15 protein-coding genes and 1 pseudogene are annotated in these 16761 nt (G+C 66.5%); 7 read left to right on the forward strand and 9 right to left on the reverse strand.

Annotated features, from left to right (window positions below; translation table 11 throughout):
• Window positions 1–101: 101 nt before the first annotated feature.
• Complete coding sequence (locus VIG90_RS12200) at window positions 102–1700, forward strand: phospholipase D family protein (RefSeq protein WP_331593797.1); 1599 nt, start codon at window positions 102–104, stop codon at window positions 1698–1700.
• Between the two features lie 7 nt (window positions 1701–1707).
• Here the strand turns inward: VIG90_RS12200 and VIG90_RS12205 are convergent, their stop codons facing one another.
• Window positions 1708–3177, reverse strand: a complete 1470-nt coding sequence (locus tag VIG90_RS12205; protein WP_331593798.1) for a PLP-dependent aminotransferase family protein — start codon at window positions 3175–3177, stop codon at window positions 1708–1710.
• A gap of 86 nt (window positions 3178–3263) precedes the next feature.
• Here VIG90_RS12205 and VIG90_RS12210 point away from each other — a divergent pair, with 86 nt between their 5' ends.
• From VIG90_RS12210 to VIG90_RS12220, 3 genes are read left to right on the forward strand one after another with little or no spacing between them, the layout of a single operon-like run.
• Complete coding sequence (locus tag VIG90_RS12210; protein WP_331593799.1) at window positions 3264–3740, forward strand: 2,4'-dihydroxyacetophenone dioxygenase family protein; 477 nt, start codon at window positions 3264–3266, stop codon at window positions 3738–3740.
• Window positions 3741–3747: 7 nt separating this feature from the next.
• On the forward strand, window positions 3748–4122 hold the full coding sequence (locus VIG90_RS12215; RefSeq protein ID WP_331593800.1) for a VOC family protein: 375 nt from the start codon (window positions 3748–3750) through the stop codon (window positions 4120–4122).
• Window positions 4123–4135: 13 nt separating this feature from the next.
• The gene (locus VIG90_RS12220; RefSeq protein WP_331593801.1) at window positions 4136–4846 is read left to right on the forward strand and encodes a glutathione S-transferase N-terminal domain-containing protein; all 711 of its coding nucleotides are present in this window, start codon (window positions 4136–4138) and stop codon (window positions 4844–4846) included.
• 11 nt (window positions 4847–4857) lie between these two features.
• On the opposite strand, the gene VIG90_RS12225 is transcribed toward VIG90_RS12220, so the two are convergent.
• The 6 genes from VIG90_RS12225 to VIG90_RS12250 form a co-directional block, all read right to left on the reverse strand.
• Window positions 4858–5820, reverse strand: a complete 963-nt coding sequence (locus VIG90_RS12225) for a hypothetical protein (protein ID WP_331593802.1) — start codon at window positions 5818–5820, stop codon at window positions 4858–4860.
• A 91-nt stretch (window positions 5821–5911) separates the two neighbouring features.
• Window positions 5912–6730: an N-formylglutamate deformylase gene (gene hutG, locus VIG90_RS12230; RefSeq protein ID WP_331593803.1), complete on the reverse strand. Its 819-nt coding sequence runs from the start codon at window positions 6728–6730 to the stop codon at window positions 5912–5914.
• Between the two features lies 1 nt (window position 6731).
• Entirely contained in the window at window positions 6732–8267 is a 1536-nt protein-coding gene (gene hutH, locus VIG90_RS12235) for a histidine ammonia-lyase (RefSeq protein ID WP_331593804.1), read from the reverse strand.
• On the reverse strand, window positions 8267–9946 hold the full coding sequence (gene hutU, locus VIG90_RS12240; protein ID WP_331593805.1) for a urocanate hydratase: 1680 nt from the start codon (window positions 9944–9946) through the stop codon (window positions 8267–8269). Before hutU ends, hutH begins: the two co-directional genes overlap by 1 nt.
• A 96-nt stretch (window positions 9947–10042) precedes the next feature.
• Window positions 10043–10741: a histidine utilization repressor gene (gene hutC / locus VIG90_RS12245; protein ID WP_331593806.1), complete on the reverse strand. Its 699-nt coding sequence runs from the start codon at window positions 10739–10741 to the stop codon at window positions 10043–10045.
• A gap of 31 nt (window positions 10742–10772) precedes the next feature.
• The gene (locus VIG90_RS12250) at window positions 10773–12182 is read right to left on the reverse strand and encodes a formimidoylglutamate deiminase (protein WP_331593807.1); all 1410 of its coding nucleotides are present in this window, start codon (window positions 12180–12182) and stop codon (window positions 10773–10775) included.
• Between the two features lie 82 nt (window positions 12183–12264).
• Between VIG90_RS12250 and hutI the strand changes: the two genes are divergently transcribed.
• Window positions 12265–13560 (forward strand): imidazolonepropionase, encoded by a 1296-nt coding sequence (gene hutI, locus VIG90_RS12255; RefSeq protein ID WP_414695499.1) that lies wholly within the window; start codon window positions 12265–12267, stop codon window positions 13558–13560.
• A 12-nt stretch (window positions 13561–13572) separates the two neighbouring features.
• Here hutI and VIG90_RS12260 read toward each other — a convergent pair whose 3' ends face one another.
• Both VIG90_RS12260 and VIG90_RS12265 read right to left on the reverse strand, forming a co-directional pair.
• A complete protein-coding gene (locus tag VIG90_RS12260) occupies window positions 13573–13968 on the reverse strand; it encodes a hypothetical protein (RefSeq protein ID WP_331593808.1) in 396 nt (131 codons plus the stop codon).
• A 249-nt stretch (window positions 13969–14217) separates the two neighbouring features.
• Entirely contained in the window at window positions 14218–14502 is a 285-nt protein-coding gene (locus VIG90_RS12265; RefSeq protein WP_331593809.1) for a hypothetical protein, read from the reverse strand.
• A 678-nt stretch (window positions 14503–15180) separates the two neighbouring features.
• On the opposite strand from VIG90_RS12265, the gene VIG90_RS12270 reads away from it, so the two are divergent.
• Entirely contained in the window at window positions 15181–16515 is a 1335-nt protein-coding gene (locus VIG90_RS12270; protein ID WP_331593810.1) for an erythromycin esterase family protein, read from the forward strand.
• 15 nt (window positions 16516–16530) lie between these two features.
• Window positions 16531–16761: pseudogene (locus VIG90_RS12275) on the forward strand (hypothetical protein); the annotation flags it as partial.

Genomic DNA, 16761 nt, shown 5'->3' on the forward strand with positions numbered 1-16761 from the left:
CTTCGCCGTGGCGATGACCTGACCGCTTACACGGGCCGTCATTCAGTGATAGCACGGCAGGACGGGAGAGCAGCAGGCGCTCTCCGCAAGCGAGTGTCTGGATGCGCAAGTCATTTTGGATCGCAGGCTTCTATCTGATCGCGCTGGCGCTGTTCGTCGTGGTGGCGGCGGGTATCACCATCCGGCTGACGCATCCCCTGCCCTCGCTGGAGGGACGCAGCGCGCCCCCGCCTTTGCCCGGCATTTCCGCCACCCGGCTCGGGCGGGCCATCCAGCCCGAAGCTGCCCGGCATCCCGGCACTTCCGGCGTGCACGCCATCCCCGATCCGCACGAGGCATTTGCCGCGCGGGTCATGCTGGCCCGGGCGGCGGAGCGCACGCTCGATATCCAGTACTATATCTGGCGGGCTGACCGCTCCGGCTCCCTGCTGTTCCAGGCCGTGCTGGAAGCCGCCGACCGGGGCGTGCAGGTGCGCCTGCTGCTGGACGACAACAACACCTCCGGCATGGACGGGCTGCTGGCCGCGCTCGACCGCCATCCCAACATCGAGGTCCGGCTGTTCAATCCGTTCGCGCTGCGCAGCCCGCGCCTGATCGGCTACCTCACCGACTTCGACCGGCTGAACCGGCGGATGCACAACAAGTCCTTCACCGCCGACGGGCAGGCGACCATCATCGGCGGCCGGAATGTGGGGGATGAGTATTTCGGCGCGGCCGACGGCGCGTTGTTCCTCGACCTCGATGTGCTGGCCGTGGGTCCGGTCGCCACCGATGTGGCGCATGATTTCAACCGCTACTGGACCAGCGCCTCCGCCTACCCGGTGGACCGCCTGCTGCCGAAAGCCGATGCAGAGACGGGCGCCGATCCTTCCCTCATGCTGAGTGCGGCCAAGGATCCTGGGGCGGCCGAGTTCATCGAGGCGATCCGGCGCACCCGGCTGGTGCAGTCCCTCGTCGAGGGCAACCTGCCTCTGGCGTGGGTGCCGGTGCGGATGCTGAGCGATGATCCGGCCAAGGGACTGGGCGTTGCGGTTCCCGAAACGCTGGTGGCGCACAAGCTGAGGGAGCTCCTGGAGGAGCCCCGGCACACGCTCGGCCTCGTCTCCGGCTATTTCGTGCCGACGGCGGCAGGCGTTGCGGCATTCTCCGACATGGCCGGAGAGGGCGTGAAGGTCAGCATCCTCACCAATGCGCTGGAGGCGACGGACGTCGCCATCGTCCACGCCGGCTATGCCAAGCGCCGCAAGCCCTTGCTGGAAGCCGGCATTGCGCTTTACGAGACCAAGGCCTCGGCGCTGGGGGACGAGGGGGCCAGCCTGCGGCTGTCCAGCCAGGTCTCCGGCGGTTCAAGCTCGGTGCTGCGCGGCTCCGGCTCCGTGCTACACGCCAAGACCTTCACGGTTGACGACCGGCGCGTGTTCATCGGCTCGTTCAATTTCGATCCCCGCTCCGTCCACCTCAACACCGAGATGGGCTTCCTCATCGAAAGTCCGACGCTCGCCCGCACCATCCATGACGGGCTGGTGGACGAGGCCCCCTTGCGGGCCTACGCGGTCAGGCTGGATGCGGACGGCGACCTGTACTGGCTGGAACAGGTGGACGGCAAAACCATTCGCCATGACACCGAACCCGGCACCAATGCGGTGCAGCGGTTCGTGATCTGGCTGTTGTCTCACCTGCCGATCGAGTGGATGCTGTAACAGGCCATCACCCTTGCCTGAGGCAGGCGTATATCGCCTGCTGCAGCAGCTGTGCCGCTGCATCCAGCTTCCCGGCTGCAATCTGCCCGAAGCCAAGTGCCAGCCCCTGCATGGGCGCATGACCAACCGAATATCGGTCGAGCGTATCGACGGCCACGCCCAGCTCCCGTGCCGCCGCAGCCACTTCTGCAGCTGCAACCGGCACGATGAGCTCCACGGCGAGATGCAGCCCGGCCGCTGAGGGGATGAGGCGCAGGCTTTGCCTGCAATGCCGTGACAGCGCGTCGATCAGCGCATGACGCCGTGCGCTGTATTCTTTCCGCATCCGCCGGACGTACCGCGCCAGATGTCCTTCGTCGATGAAGGCAGCCAACGCCTCTTCATCCTGCACGGGCCCGTGCCACCCCGACACGCGCCGCACCTCGGCCAGTCCCGCCAGCGCCCAGGCGGGCGCGACGACGAACCCCAGTCGCAATTCCGGGAACAGGCACTTGGAGAAGGTGCCCACATAGAACACCGAACCTGACCGATCGAGCGTCTGCAGGGCATCAAGCGGACGACTACTGAAACGAAACTCGCTGTCGTAGTCATCCTCAACGATCGACGCATCGATGGCGCGGGCGCGCTCCAGCAGTGCCATCCGCCGTTGAAGGGACATCGCCACGCCAGTCGGGAACTGGTGAGACGGCGTAACGCAGATGATGCGCGCCTCGTCGGGTATTACATCAACCCGCACTCCCTCGCCGTCCACCGGCACGGGCACAATGCGCGCGCCGGCCGCCCGAAACGCGGCGCGCAGGGGTGGATAGCCGGGGTCTTCTACCGCCGCTACGGTCTCGCCCGGCGTGACCAGCAGCCGAGCAATCAGATCAAACCCCTGCTGGGCACCCGCCGCCGCCACCACATCTTCCGCTCGGCAGGCCACCGCACGCGTGAACGAGATGTGCCGCGCAATCGCCGCGCGCAACGCCGGCGATCCTTGCGCATTGCGATAAGATGACGGTGCACGAGCCAGTTCTCGCACCACCCGGTTGGACAAGCGCCGCCAGACGTCAAACGGAAAAAGGCTGCGGTCCGGCAACCCAAGGCGAAGGTCGAACTGCGGCGCATCCTGCGCGGGCAGGAAGGTCGCCGCCTCCCGCCACTGCGGTGCGATGCGGGGGTCATACGGGTTTGTGCCGCCGGCTGTGCCCGCCTCCCTGCGCAGGCCCTGCGCCACAAAAGTGCCACTGCCGGGACGCGCCTCCAGATAACCGTCCGCCAACAGCAGGTCATAAAGCGCAAGCGCCGTGTTGCGGGAGATGCCGAACTGCCGTGCAAAGGCGCGGGTGGAGGGCAAGCGCAGGCCGGGCTGCAACCGACCATCTGCAATGGCGCTGCGCAGTTGTCGATGCAAGTCGTGCAGCAGCCTGCGCACTCCGGCTGGCGGTCGTACAAGATCAAGCTCGAACCCGGAGTCTGGTGCTTTGGCCGGCAAAAGTGGCTCCATAATTTTTGGCAATTGTGGACCTTTTTAACGGGCCATTTTCGAGAATACTGGGTGGTGAAACAAGAGGAAACGCCATGCCCGCTCACGCCACCGCCGCTCGCACCCTGCTGCACACCACACCTGCCCGCCTCACCCGGTCCGTTGACACCCCCTGGGTTCCGCTTGGCCCCGGCCGGGCGTTCAAGCCGATCCGCTTTCTGAGCAACGATCGCGGTTATGTCGCACTGATGCGCGTGGATCCGGGCACCGTCATTCCACCTCACCGCCACACCGGGGAGGTTCATGCGCTCAACCTGGAAGGGGACCGCGAACTGTGCAGCGGAGAGCGCATCGGCCCTGGCGACTACGTGTTCGAACCTGCCGGAAATATCGACACTTGGCAGGCCGTGGGCGACCAGCCCGCCATCGTCCTTATTTCGGTCTTCGGCGCTGTCGAATACCTCGATGACGACGGCAACGTTGCGACACGCTTCTCCAGCCGTTCAATGGAGGCGGTCTACCGCACCTATTGCGCGGCCAACGGTATCAACATCCATGACCTTCTGGATTGAATAAACCATGCAACTCCAGCCTCAGCACATACTGCTTCATGTGGCAGACCTTGCCGCCAGTACCGACTTCTATCGCTCCCTGCTGGGGATCGAACCCGTTGAACCGGGTGAGACCTTCGTTCTGTTCGCGCTCCCGTCGGGCCTGAAGCTGGGCCTGTGGGCGCGCGACGACGTGGAGCCTGCCCCCGGCCCGGCCGGCAGTGGCGTCGAAATCGGCTTTCGCGTCGATTCGCGCGCTGCGGTCGAGGACACCTTTGCCGCGTGGCAGGCGCAGGGCGTTGCGATTCAGCACTCTCCGGCGCGGGTGCGTTTCGGGTATTCCTTCCTGGCGCTTGATCCCGATGGGCACTGGCTGCGCGTTTATGCGCTTGGACAAGAATAAGGACGCACAGCCGATGACCCAACTATCCGCTTTTCCGATCACGCGGCGCTGGCCCGCACAGCACCCGGACCGCCTCCAGCTTTATTCGATGCCAACGCCCAATGGCGTGAAGGCCTCCATCATGCTGGAGGAAACCGGCCTGCCCTACGAGGTGCACCGGGTCGACATCATGAAGGGGGAGAGCAAGACGCCGGAGTTTCTCTCGCTGAACCCGAACGGGAAAATCCCCGCGATCATCGACCCGGATGGCCCGGACGGCAAACCGCTCGGGCTGTTCGAATCCGGCGCAATCCTGATGTATCTGGCCGAGAAAACCGGCAAATTCCTGCCCACCGACCGCGGCCAGCGCTGGGAGACGGTGCAGTGGGTGTTCTTCCAGATGGCCGCCATCGGCCCGATGTTCGGTCAGGTGGGGTATTTCCACAAATTCGACGGCCGCACCCTTGAGGACAAGCGCCCGCTTGAGCGCTACGTCACCGAGTCAAAGCGCCTGCTCGGCGTGCTGGACGAGCGGCTGGAGGACCGCCAGTGGATCATGGGGGATGACTATACCATCGCCGATATTTCCACCTTGGGGTGGGTGCGCAACCTGATCGGCTTTTACGAGGCGGGCGAGCTGGTGGAATTTTCCACCTACGGGAACGTGGGCCGCTGGCTGGAGCAGGGCCTTGCCCGCCCCGCCGTGCAGCGCGGCCTCGACATTCCACCCGCAACCCCTGTTTAACTTCCGGCCAATTAGCTTCTGGCCGCCTGCATCTCGGCAATGGCTTTTTCCACCTCGGCCGCCATGGCGGTTTCTGGAATACGGGCGATCTCAGCCAGCGTTCGCCCGTGTTTCAGCCAGTGGCCGACCACCAGCCAGCCCGCAACGTAGGCTTCGCGTTCCGCCCCGGTGGTGCCCGTGCCCATGGTGAAGCGGAATACGGTTTCTGAATCGCTGCGGGCGAGAACCGGCGCAATGCCGCGCAGAATTTCCCCTGCCCTCGGCATCACCTCCGCCAGCCAGCCCGGCGTGTGGTCAACGAACAGATGCTCGGGTGCATCGGGCTCGAAACTGCGGGCCGTGTGCATGGCCAGCCCTTCGGAGACGATGGTCTGCGCGATGCTGCGCTCCCATTCGTTGCCGAGCCCGGCCACCTGCCCGTGCACCGCGTGGGTCATTTCATGGCGCAGGATGCGCCGGCGTGCGTCCGGGGCCATTTCCACCGGCATTGCGATCATCGGCATGTCGGCCTGCCCGGCCGTGAAGGCGTTGTCCTCGAACCCGCCCACGTAAACGACGTACTGCAGCTTGAAAGGCCCCTCGTGGCCGAGAACCCGGCGCACCTCGTTCGCCGCCACGTCCGGCCCCGGCTGCATGCCTGCCGCACCCTTGCGGATGACATCGAGCGCCGCCGGGTATTTGTCCCACGCTGCGTCCAGCAACTGGCGGGCGATGGTCTTGCCTTCCGGCGTCGGCGGAATGGCGGCAAAGCCGTAAAACTCTTCCCACAGGGCAAAGCGTTCGTCAGGGGTTACGCCGGGCCTTGCGGCCTTCTCGTAAAAATCGAGAAAACGCGGGGTCAGGTCCGTCACGCGGACGGTGACGTCACCGCTGCGCAGTTCCTGCTCGCTCAGCGGCAGCTTGGCGGCCAGGGCCGACACTGGCGCACCGGCTGCCAGAGCGAGCGCCACTGCAAATCCGAACCGGCGTTTCATCACTTCCCCCTTTTCCCATGCACGCATGGCTGTGCGCAGAGACGCTATAGTCAGCCCCGCCGATCCGCAACAGCCCGCCCCCGTTTGCCGCTCAGGCCGCCCAGCGGCGCGCGCTCTGCAGCAGCGTGTTCAACAGGTCTTCAATGACCCGCTGCGCGGCCTCCGCCCGGTTTGCATTCCAGGTGCGGGGATCGCTCTCCTCCATGTAGGCGGACTGGGTGAGCTCAAGCTGCACGGCGAGGATGTTCTCCTCCGGCCGCCCGTAATGGCGGGTGATGTAGCCGCCCTTGAACCTGCCGTTCAGCACGGCCGAAAATCCATCCGCCCTTTGCGCCGCCGCCAGCAGTTCGCTGGCGATTTCCGGCGGACAGGAGGTGCCGCCGCCGGTGCCGAGGTTGAAGTCCGGCAGGCGGCCCTCGAACAGCACCGGCACTTCGGCACGAATGGAGTGGGCATCCCACAGCAACGCATAGCCGTGCTGCTGGCGAAGCGCCGCCAGTGTTGCTGCGAGCTTGTCGTGGTAGGGCTTCCAGTATTGCTCCACACGGCTGGCAATCTCGTCCGCCCCCGGTTCGTCGCTGGGCGCATAGAGGGGCACGTCTGCGAAGGTCATCAGCGGGCACAGGCCGGTTTCCCGCTGGCCGGGATAGAGCAGCGCGCCGTCCGTCGGCCGGTTGAGATCGACCACATAGCGGGAATAGTTGGCCTTCAGCACGCTCGCGCCCATTTGGGCCGCAAAGGCGTAGAGCTTTTCCACATGCCAGTCCGTATCCGGCACGGCACGTGCGGGCGCGCTCAGCCGCTGAGCCAATTCCGCCGGCAGTTGCGTGCCCGCATGGGGAATGCTGACGAGCAGCGGCAGCGTGCCCTGCCGAAACTCGAACACCCCAGTTCTGTCACTTGGGGCCATGTTATTTCCCCCGGGAAGGCAGCAGGTCCGCCGCCCAGCGGTTGAGCGCGCCGTCCAGCACCCATGCGCGGGCCACATCGATATCCGGCTTGAAATAACGGTCGGCATCGTAGGCGGCTACGCGCTCGCGCACGAGGGCATAGACCTCCTCGAGCACAGGCGATGATTTCAGCGGACGGTGAAATTCCAGCCCCTGCGCTGCCGCGATCAGCTCGATGCCGATGACGGTGGCGCTGTTCTCCGCCATGTCTGCCAGCCGCCGGGCGGCGAAGGTGGCCATGCTCACATGGTCTTCCTGATTGGCGGAGGTGGGGATGGTATCGACGCTGGCCGGATGCGCCAGCGTCTTGTTCTCCGACGCCAGCGCGGCGGCCGTGACCTGCGCGATCATGAAGCCGGAATTGACGCCGCTGTGCTCCACCAGAAACGCCGGCAGGCCGCTCATTTTCGGATCCACCAGAATGGCGAGGCGGCGCTCGGAAAGGTTGGCGATTTCCGTCAGCGCGATGGCCAGAAAATCCGCCACGAACGCCACCGGCTCGGCATGGAAATTCCCGCCCGAAAGCGCTTCCAGATCTTCTGCGAAAATCAGCGGATTGTCCGTCACCGCATTGGCTTCCCGCTCCAGCACGGCGGCGGCATGGCGCAGCGTGTCCAGCACCGCGCCCATCACCTGCGGCTGGCAGCGCAGCGAATAGGGATCCTGCACCCGGGCGCAATTCTTGTGGGAGGCGCGGATCTCGCTGTCCGCCAGCAGGGCACGATACCGCGCCGCCACGTCCTGCTGGCCCGGCTGGCCGCGCAGCGCATGGATGCGGGCATCGAACGGCACGTCGCTGCCCTTCAGCGCATCGACCGAGAGCGCGCCCGCCACCACGGCGCTGGCGAACACGTTTTCGGCCAGAAACAGCCCGGCCAGGCCCAGCGCGGCGGAGACCTGCGTGCCGTTGATGAGCGCCAGCCCTTCCTTGGGGCCGAGGGTCATGGGCGCAAGGCCCGCCAGCGCCAGCCCCTTGCGGGCGGACAGCACTTCACCGTTGTGCGTGACCTCGCCCTCGCCCAGCAGCACCGCCGCCATGTGAGCGAGCGGCGCGAGATCGCCCGAGGCGCCGACCGAGCCTTTTGATGGGATTACGGGATAAACCTGTGAGTTCAGCAGCGCGATGAGTGCATCGACCGTCTCCACCCGCACGCCGGAGTGGCCGCGCGCCAGCCCGATGATTTTCAGCAGCAGCACCAGCCGCACCACCGCCTCCGGCAGGGGCGCGCCGACGCCGGTCGAGTGGGAGAAAATCAGGTTGCGTTGCAGGGCTTCCAGCTCATCGTCCGCAATGCGCGTCTGCGCCAGCAGGCCGAAGCCGGTGTTGATGCCGTAAACCGGCTGGCCCTTGGCGAGAATATCGCCGATCGCCTTGCAGCTTGCGGAGAGGCGCTCGCGCGTCTCATCGCCCAGCGCGATTTTCACGGGCGCTGCCCACACCCGCCGCAGCGTTGCCAGATCAACCGAGCCGGGCTCGATCAGAAGCCTGTCGTTCATCATTTCCCATCCCCCAGCATCGGCAGGTTGAGGCCGTGCGCCCGGGCGCAGTCGATGGCGTCGCGGTAGCCCGCATCCGCATGGCGCATCACGCCGGTTGCGGGGTCGTTCCACAGCACGCGCTCGATACGCTTTGCCGCGTCCTCGGTGCCGTCGCACACGATGACCATGCCCGAATGCTGCGAAAAGCCCATGCCGACGCCGCCGCCATGGTGCAGAGACACCCACGTCGCGCCGCTGGCGGTATTGAGCAGCGCGTTCAGCAGCGGCCAGTCGGACACCGCATCGGAGCCGTCCATCATCGCCTCGGTTTCCCGGTTGGGGCTGGCGACGGACCCTGAATCCAGATGATCGCGCCCGATGACGACGGGGGCTTTCAGCTCGCCCCTTGCCACCATTTCGTTGAACGCCAGACCCAGACGGTGCCGCTCGCCCAGCCCCACCCAGCAGATGCGCGCGGGCAGGCCCTGGAACGCGATGCGCTCCTTTGCCATGTCGAGCCAGCGGTGCAGGTGCCGGTCATCGGGGATCAGCTCCTTCACCTTGGCGTCGGTTCTGGCGATGTCTTCCGGGTCGCCCGACAGCGCCGCCCAGCGGAACGGCCCCACGCCCCGGCAGAACAGCGGGCGGATGTAAGCGGGCACGAAGCCGGGAAAATCGAAGGCGTCGGCAACGCCCGCTTCCAGCGCCATCTGGCGGATGTTGTTGCCATAATCGAACACGGGCACGCCCAGTTTCTGGAACGCCAGCATGGCCTCCACATGCACGCCGATGGAATTGATGGCCGCGCGCCGCACGGCGGCGGGGTCCCGCTCGCGCAGGTCCTGCCACTGCTCGACCGTCCAGCCCGCAGGCAGGTAGCCGTTCACCGGATCATGCGCCGAGGTCTGGTCCGTCACCGCGTCCGGCAGAACGCCGCGACCCAGCACTTCGGGCAGGATTTCCGCGGCGTTGCCAAGCAGGCCGATGGAAATGGTCCTGCCCTCGTTCTGCGCCGTTTCCAGAAGATCGAGCGCCTCATCGAGACTGCGGGCGGCGACGTCCAGATACCGGGTTTGTAGCCGCTTCTCGATGCGGCTCCACTGGCACTCCACCGCGATCATGCTGGCCCCTGCCATGGTGGCCGCTAAGGGTTGCGCGCCGCCCATGCCGCCGAGGCCCGCCGTCAGGATCCAGCGCCCGGAGAGGTCTCCGCCATAATGCTGGCGGCCCATCTCGACGAACGTCTCGTACGTGCCCTGCACGATGCCCTGACTGCCGATGTAGATCCACGAACCGGCCGTCATCTGGCCGTACATCATCAGCCCACGGCGATCGAGCTCATGGAAATGCTCCCACGTCGCCCAGTGCGGCACCAGGTTGGAGTTGGCGATCAGCACGCGCGGCGCATTCTCATGGGTGCGGAACACGCCCACCGGCTTGCCGGACTGCACCAGCAGCGTCTCGTCGCGCTCCAGCGTGCGCAGCGTCTCGACGATGCGGTCGAAACACTCCCAGTTGCGCGCGGCCCGGCCGATGCCGCCATAGACCACCAGCTCGTCCGGGTTTTCCGCCACCTCCGGGTCAAGGTTGTTCATCAGCATCCGCAAGGGCGCTTCGGTCAGCCATGACCGTGCGGAGATTTCCGCACCACGGGGCGCGCGAACCGGGCGGGCATTGGGCGTGAGACGAGCGTGCATGATAACCTCATCCATACCTGTATAGACAACCAGACCGAAGCTACATCGCCTGAGGCGAACTGGCAAGCCGGGCGGGTGAGGGTTTGGAGGCCAACCTTACGGCTTGAAGCGGCCGGAGAATTCGTAGCGCGAGCCGGGGTAGTAGAAACGCGAGGAAGTGGCGACCTGCCCGCCAGACCATGTGCGGCGCTGAAGCATCAGGCAGGGCTCGCCCTCCGGCATCTTCAAGAGGCGGCGCACCTGTGCCGTCGGCATGACGGCGCGCAGGATATGCTCAACCTCCTGCAACGGGGCGACCTCGATCAGGTACTGGTGGGCGGTGGTTCTGGTGAAATCGACGCCCAGATAGCCCGGCGCGATTGCCGGGTTCACGTAGCGGTCTTCCAGCTGCACCGGCACGCCGTTCTCGCAGTGAACCATGAGGGAGTGAAAGACGGTCGCACCGGGGGCGGCGTTGAAACTGCGCGCCATGTCGCCCTTGGCGTCCACCGCCTCCAGCCTCAGCACCTGCACCGTGTGCTCCCCGCCCCGATTGCGAATCTCGCTGGCGATGTTGTGCACTTCGAGCGGGTTGGCGTGGGCGGTGCGGTCCGCCACGAAGGTGCCGACGCCTGCCACGCGCGTGAGCAGGCCTTCGTCGGACAGCTCCTTCATGGCGCGGTTGACGGTCATGCGCGAGACGCTGAGCAGCTTGACCAGTTCGTTCTCGGACGGCACCCGGTGCCCGGACGGCCACGCGCCGGAGCCGATGTGTCCGAGGATGTGATCCTTCACCTTCTGGTAGCGCGGCATCATGGGCCGATTTTCCTGCTGCTCAAACTCAACCTTACGCGCCTGCCGATAGCAGCCGGCGCACCCGATGGCGATAGACGGTCGCCGCCGTGACCTCGCCCGCGTGCCAGCCGTCCCGCACGCGCCAGCGGCCCGCCACCATCACGTGGCGAATGGCGGACGCCTTGCCGGAAAATATGAACGCATCGAGCAGGGTGTCGCCGGACAGCCCGGCTAGCCCCGACTCGTTGTCGTTCAGCACCAAGAGGTCCGCCCGGCAGCCGACGGCGATCCGCCCCACGGCAACGCCCGCCGACAGCGCCCCGCCCTGGGCCGCCAGCCGCCACAGCCGCGCGCCGGTGTGGGGATCGCCCCTGCTGGCCGCCACGTTGCGCTTTTCGAAGCGCAGCCGCTGGCCATACTCCAGCCAGCGCAGCTCCTCGGTCGCGCTGACCGACACATGACTGTCGCTGCCGATGGCGATGCGCCCGCCCGCCGCCAGATAGTCCGGCAAATTGAACAGGCCGTCCCCCAGATTGGCCTCGGTCGTCGGGCAGATGACGGCAACCGCGCCGCTCTGCGCCAGCGCCTCCGTCTCGCTGCCGGTCATGTGCGTCGCGTGGACAGCGGACCAGCGCTCATTTACCGGCGCATTTTCGAGCAGCCACTCGACCGGGCGCTTGCCGGTGGCGGCAAGGCAGGCCTCCACCTCGCGCCGCTGCTCGGCAATGTGGATGTGGAGCGGGCGGCCGCTCTCCGCCACTGCTGCCAGAACCTCCCGCATCGCCTGCGGGGGCACGGCGCGCAGGCTGTGGAAGGCCGCGCCGACGCCCGTCTGCTCCTGCCCAGCCGCGAGGCGGTCCAGCGCCTCCACCAGTTTCAGAAAATCCGCCGTCGTGTTCAAAAATCGCCGCTGCCGGTCGCTTGGCGGCACGTTGCCGAAATCAGCTGTCTGGTACAGCGTCGGCAGATGGGTTAGGCCGATGCCCGACTCATGGGCCGCCTGAAAAATCGCTTCGGAGAGGGCCGTCGGCGAGGCATAGGGCGCGCCTGTTTCATCGTGGTGCACGTAATGGAATTCGCACACCTGCGTGTAACCGGCCTTCAGCATGTCGATGTACAGCAGGGTGGCGATGGCGCGCAGGTCATCGGGGGAGAGGCGCAGCGCCAGATCATACATGCGCTCGCGCCACGTCCAGAAGCTGTCGTCCCCAGCACATTCCTTGCCTGGGCCGCGCCATTCCGCCAGACCCGCCATGGCGCGCTGAAAGGCATGGCTGTGGGCGTTGCACAGGCCCGGGATCACCGTGCCGCGCACGACCTCGGCGCTCGCATCTTCCTCGGCCGCATCTTCCTCGCCCGCGTCATCAAGCGCGGAAATGAAGCCCGCAGCATCCACGCGCAGCAGCACGTTCTCGCGCCATCCGCTGTCCGTCAGCACCCGCTCCAGCCGGAAGGTTGCCATGACTTCTCCAAAGGCTATACTTGTCTATACAAGAGGTAGCCGCTTGCCACGGGGCAGGCAAGGCACAGCATGACGGCACGGCATGAGCGAGATTGCGCACCCCTTCAGCCCGCCCGCGCCCGGCACCCGCTGGGACCGGCTCATCACCCACGTTCACCTCGCCACGATGGCAAATACCGGGGCAGATACCGGGGTGCAGACCGGCCAGCCTTACGGCGCGATTGAAAACGCGGCGCTGGCCATTGCGGAGGGGCGCATCGCGTGGCTCGGCCCGCAAGCCCTGCTTGACGAAAACCCAACTCACTGGTCTGCCGGGAAAACCGTCAACGGCGGCGGTCGCTGGGTCACGCCGGGGCTGATCGACTGCCACACCCACATCATTCACGGCGGCAACCGCGCGCAGGAGTTCGAGCAGCGGCTGAACGGTGTCTCTTACGAAGAGATCGCCCGGCAGGGCGGCGGCATTCTCTCCACCGTGCGCGCCACCCGCGCCGCCAGTGCCGAGGAGCTTCTGGCGCAAAGCCTGCCGCGCATCGAGGCGCTGTTGGCGGAGGGCGTCACCACGCTCGAGATCAAGTCCGGCTACGGGCTGGACATGGAGACCGAGCGCGCCATGCTCCGCGCCGCCCGCATGGTTGGCGAGCAGTTGCCGGTGACGGTGCGCACCACCTTCCTCGGCGCGCACGCCCTGCCGCCGGAGTACAGGGACAACCGCGCCGGATACCTGCGCCTTCTGTGCGAGGAGATGCTGCCCGCGCTTGCGGCGGAAGGTCTGGTGGATGCGGTCGATGCGTTTTGCGAGCGCATCGCCTTCACCGCGGAGGAAACCCGCACGGTGTTCGAGGCGGCAAGGAAGCTGGGCCTGCCGGTCAAGCTGCACGCCGAGCAAATCAGCGACATGAACGGGGCGGCGCTGGCGGCGGACTTCAACGCGCTCTCGGCCGATCATCTGGAGCAGGTCTCGCCGGAGGGCATCCGCGCCATGGCGAGAAGCGGCACGGTTGCGGTGCTGCTGCCGGGGGCGTTCTATTTCCTGCGGGAAGAAAAACGCCCGCCGGTGGAGGCGCTACGCGAGGCGGGCGTCAGCATTGCCCTCGCCACCGACAGCAACCCCGGCACCTCGCCGCTCACCTCACTCCTGCTCGCCATGAACATGGCATGCGTGCTGTTCCGCCTCACGCCGGAGGAGGCGCTGCGCGGCGCAACCCGCAACGCGGCGAAGGCTCTGGGGCTTGGCGAGACCCACGGCATCCTCGCGCCCGGATACGTTGCCGACCTGGCATTGTGGGACATTCGCCACCCGGCCGAACTCAGCTACCGGGCCGGGTTCAACCCGTGCGCCGCCGTCGTGCGGAACGGCGTGCGGGCGCGAGGGTAACGCCGCCGCGTCTTACGGGTTGGCGATCATGAATATCAGCAGGGCTATGACGGCGATTGCGACCAGATAACCGATCCAGCGGCCCACGCCCGTGGACGTCGGCTGCTGCGTCCACGCCTCCTCGTTGCTCTCGTTGCTGTACACGCTGCTGTATTCCGTCCCGCCATGGGGCGGCGTGCGGGCATCGGCACCCGGCGCATCGTATGGCCGGCTGCGTTCCGCCATGCGCGCCTGATGGATTTCCTCAGGCGACGGCGGTGTGCCGCCGGCTTCTTCATCCGTGCCGAGCGGCGCGGCGGCGGGGTCGAAGAAATTCACCTTGTCGCCCGTCAGGCCGCTGTTGATGTCATGCTTCAGCTGGGCGCTGGTGCTGCCCGGCCGCGCAGGGTCCGGTGCTCTTTGTCCCATCTGAGGAGGCCGCTCCGAAGGGGTTTCCGGTCCGGCCTGAGGCTGTTTCGGGGGCTTCATACAACACGTCCTTCCCTTGCGGCCCCTGCCCTCTGGACAGGCGTGAACTCACAACAGGGCCGCTTTAAAAAGGGAACGAGCCTGCTGCGGGATAGTTGCCCCGTGCGCGCGCCCAGGCCGGTGCCAGCGTCTGAGGCTTCAAACCCCGGCACCGTGCCAGGACCGGTTAGCGGCAAGACCCGTCAAGCGTCAGACACCGCCGACCAGATACCCGATGGCACCAAAGCCGACGACCGCCAGCAGCAGGCCGAGCCACTTGTGCTGATCATCCTCGTGATTGCGCCAGGGGTTGTTTTCCTCATCCTCCAGCGCTTCGCCCGGTGTCTGCTGGACCATCACCTGATCCATGTCATCAGGCGTGGAAGTCTGCTCATTAACCGTGGTCGGCGCAGTGCTGACGGGCTGGTTGACGGTTTCCGGATGCCGGGTTTCGTCCACGCTGGGGTTCCGGGTTTTCTCGGTGGTTGGAGACATAGGTCCCTCCATTCCCCCCGTGCTTTTTCAGGTGCCCTTACACACCATTAAATCCTTCTTTAGGACAGTTTCAAGGAGTGCCAACGCAGCCTTTCCGCACTTTCTTGCGGTTTATTTTCCCCTGACTTCTTCGCGCCGCAGCCAGTTAGAAACATGCGCCTTTTCCATGACTTGCAACGGCGCAGCCACGCGCTGGCATACGCCGCCTGCGCCAGCCGCCCGCCGGCCAGTGCATGGGCTTGCCCGGTGTTTTGCGGCGTTGCTGTGCGCCGCCGCTTCAAAGGCCTGCAGACTCGAAGCGGTCAAGCCTCCGGCCACCGGTCCGGCCTGCGCATACGGGCCATGAGCGCAGGCTTGCTCTACGACCCCGGCGCAGCGGAACTCCGGCCAAGGTTGGCCGTTCCTTCCTGTGCATCACACCCAGATGACATCCTTGTTGCTTCCCCGCGGCGCAGCCCAGTCCCCCGGCTGCGCCGCTTGTCGTTTGGGGCGCTGCCCACCCGCGCCGCAGGCATGGGGACAAGGGGAACAAGCCGCCGCAAGCCCACGTTCTAGAAACGGCGGCATATCGGTGCAGCCAATGTGCTGATCCCCAGATTCAGGCTCCGGACTCGGGCAACAGATTGGGCCGCCTGACCGCCGCCCGCGGCACATGCAGCAAGGAAAGGCAGACGCTTCATGGTTCAGGTCGCCAAGCAGCAGGCGGAAGCACGGCTTGCCGAACTGGCCGGCGTGCTGTCCCGCGCGGCCGAGCCGTTGCCGGCGCTTGATGACCCTGCCTTCGCCACCCTGTTCTCCCGCCTTGCGGACAAGCGCGTGGTCGCGCTGGGCGAGGCAACGCACGGCACGTCAGAATTCTACCGCGCCCGCGCCGCCATCACGCGCCACCTGATCGAAAACCACGGGTTCAACATCGTGGCGGTGGAAGCGGACTGGCCGGACGCCGCCCGCATCGATGACTTCGTGCGCCACTGCGCCCGCGCGCCGACGCTGCGCCACGCCTTCGAGCGCTTCCCCACCTGGATGTGGCGCAATGCGGAGATTGACGACTTCATCCGCTGGCTGCGCCACCACAATGCCGAACGGGCGGAGCGGGACCGGGTGGAGTTCCGGGGCCTTGATGTCTACAGCCTCTCCGCCTCCATCGAGGCGGTGCTGGAGTATCTGGAAGCCAACGATCCCGAGGGCGCACGCGATGCCCGCCGTCGCTACGGCTGCCTGCACCCGTGGCAGGAGGAGCCCGAGCGCTACGGCCACGCCGTCATGGCAGGCCGCAAGCACTCATGCGAGGAAGCGGTCGTCGAGCAGCTTCAGGCATTGCTGGAGCAGCGGCTGGATTCCCTGCGCACGGATGGCGAGGCCTTTTTCGATGCCGCCCAGAACGCCCGCATCGTCCGTGCCGCCGAGCAATACTATCGCATCATGTACTACGGCTCGGCCGAGAGCTGGAACCTGCGCGACCGGCACATGTTCGACACGCTCCAGCGCTTGCTTGAGGCGCGCGGGCCGGATGCCAAGGCGGTCGTCTGGGCGCACAACAGCCACATCGGCAACGCCTCCGCCACCGCCATGGGCTGGCAGGGCGAGTTCAACATCGGCGAGCTGTGCCGCACCGCCTATGGCCAGAATTGCGCGCTGATCGGCTTCGGCACGGACCGCGGCACCGTGGCCGCCGCGGATGACTGGGGCGAGCCCATGCGCGTCATGTCCGTGCGTCCGGCGCGAACGGACAGCTATGAGGCGGCCTTCCGCGAAGCGCGCGTGCCGGTTTCCCTCACGGACTGGCGGCAGCCGGGCACGGAGGCCTTGCGCGAGATCCTGTCGGAGCCGCGGCTGGGCCGCGCCATCGGCGTGATCTACCGGCCCGAGACCGAGCTTGCCAGCCACTACTACGATTCCGTTCTGGCCGACCAGTTCGACGCCTTCGTCTGGTTCGAGGAGACCCGGGCTGTCACGCCGCTGCCCGCACACCGCCCCCACGGGGTGCCGGATACCTACCCCTTCGGCGTATAGGGAGAAACGCTCAACATGCCGACGTTCAACCAACCGCTGTTTGCCGATCGCACGGAAGCCGGTCATCGTCTCGGCTATGCCTTGCTGAAGTACCGCAAGGATGACCCGCTGGTGCTCGCCTTGCCACGGGGCGGGGTACCGGTGGGGCTGGAGGTTGCCAACGCGCTCGGAGCGGAACTGGACATCATGCTGGTGCGCAAGATCGGCGCGCCGGGCGCGCCCGAGCTGGCGCTGGGCGCGGTGGTG

The sequence above is a fragment of the Pedomonas sp. genome (genome assembly GCF_036515995.1).
In the GTDB taxonomy this organism is placed as follows: domain Bacteria; phylum Pseudomonadota; class Alphaproteobacteria; order Sphingomonadales; family Sphingomonadaceae; genus Pedomonas.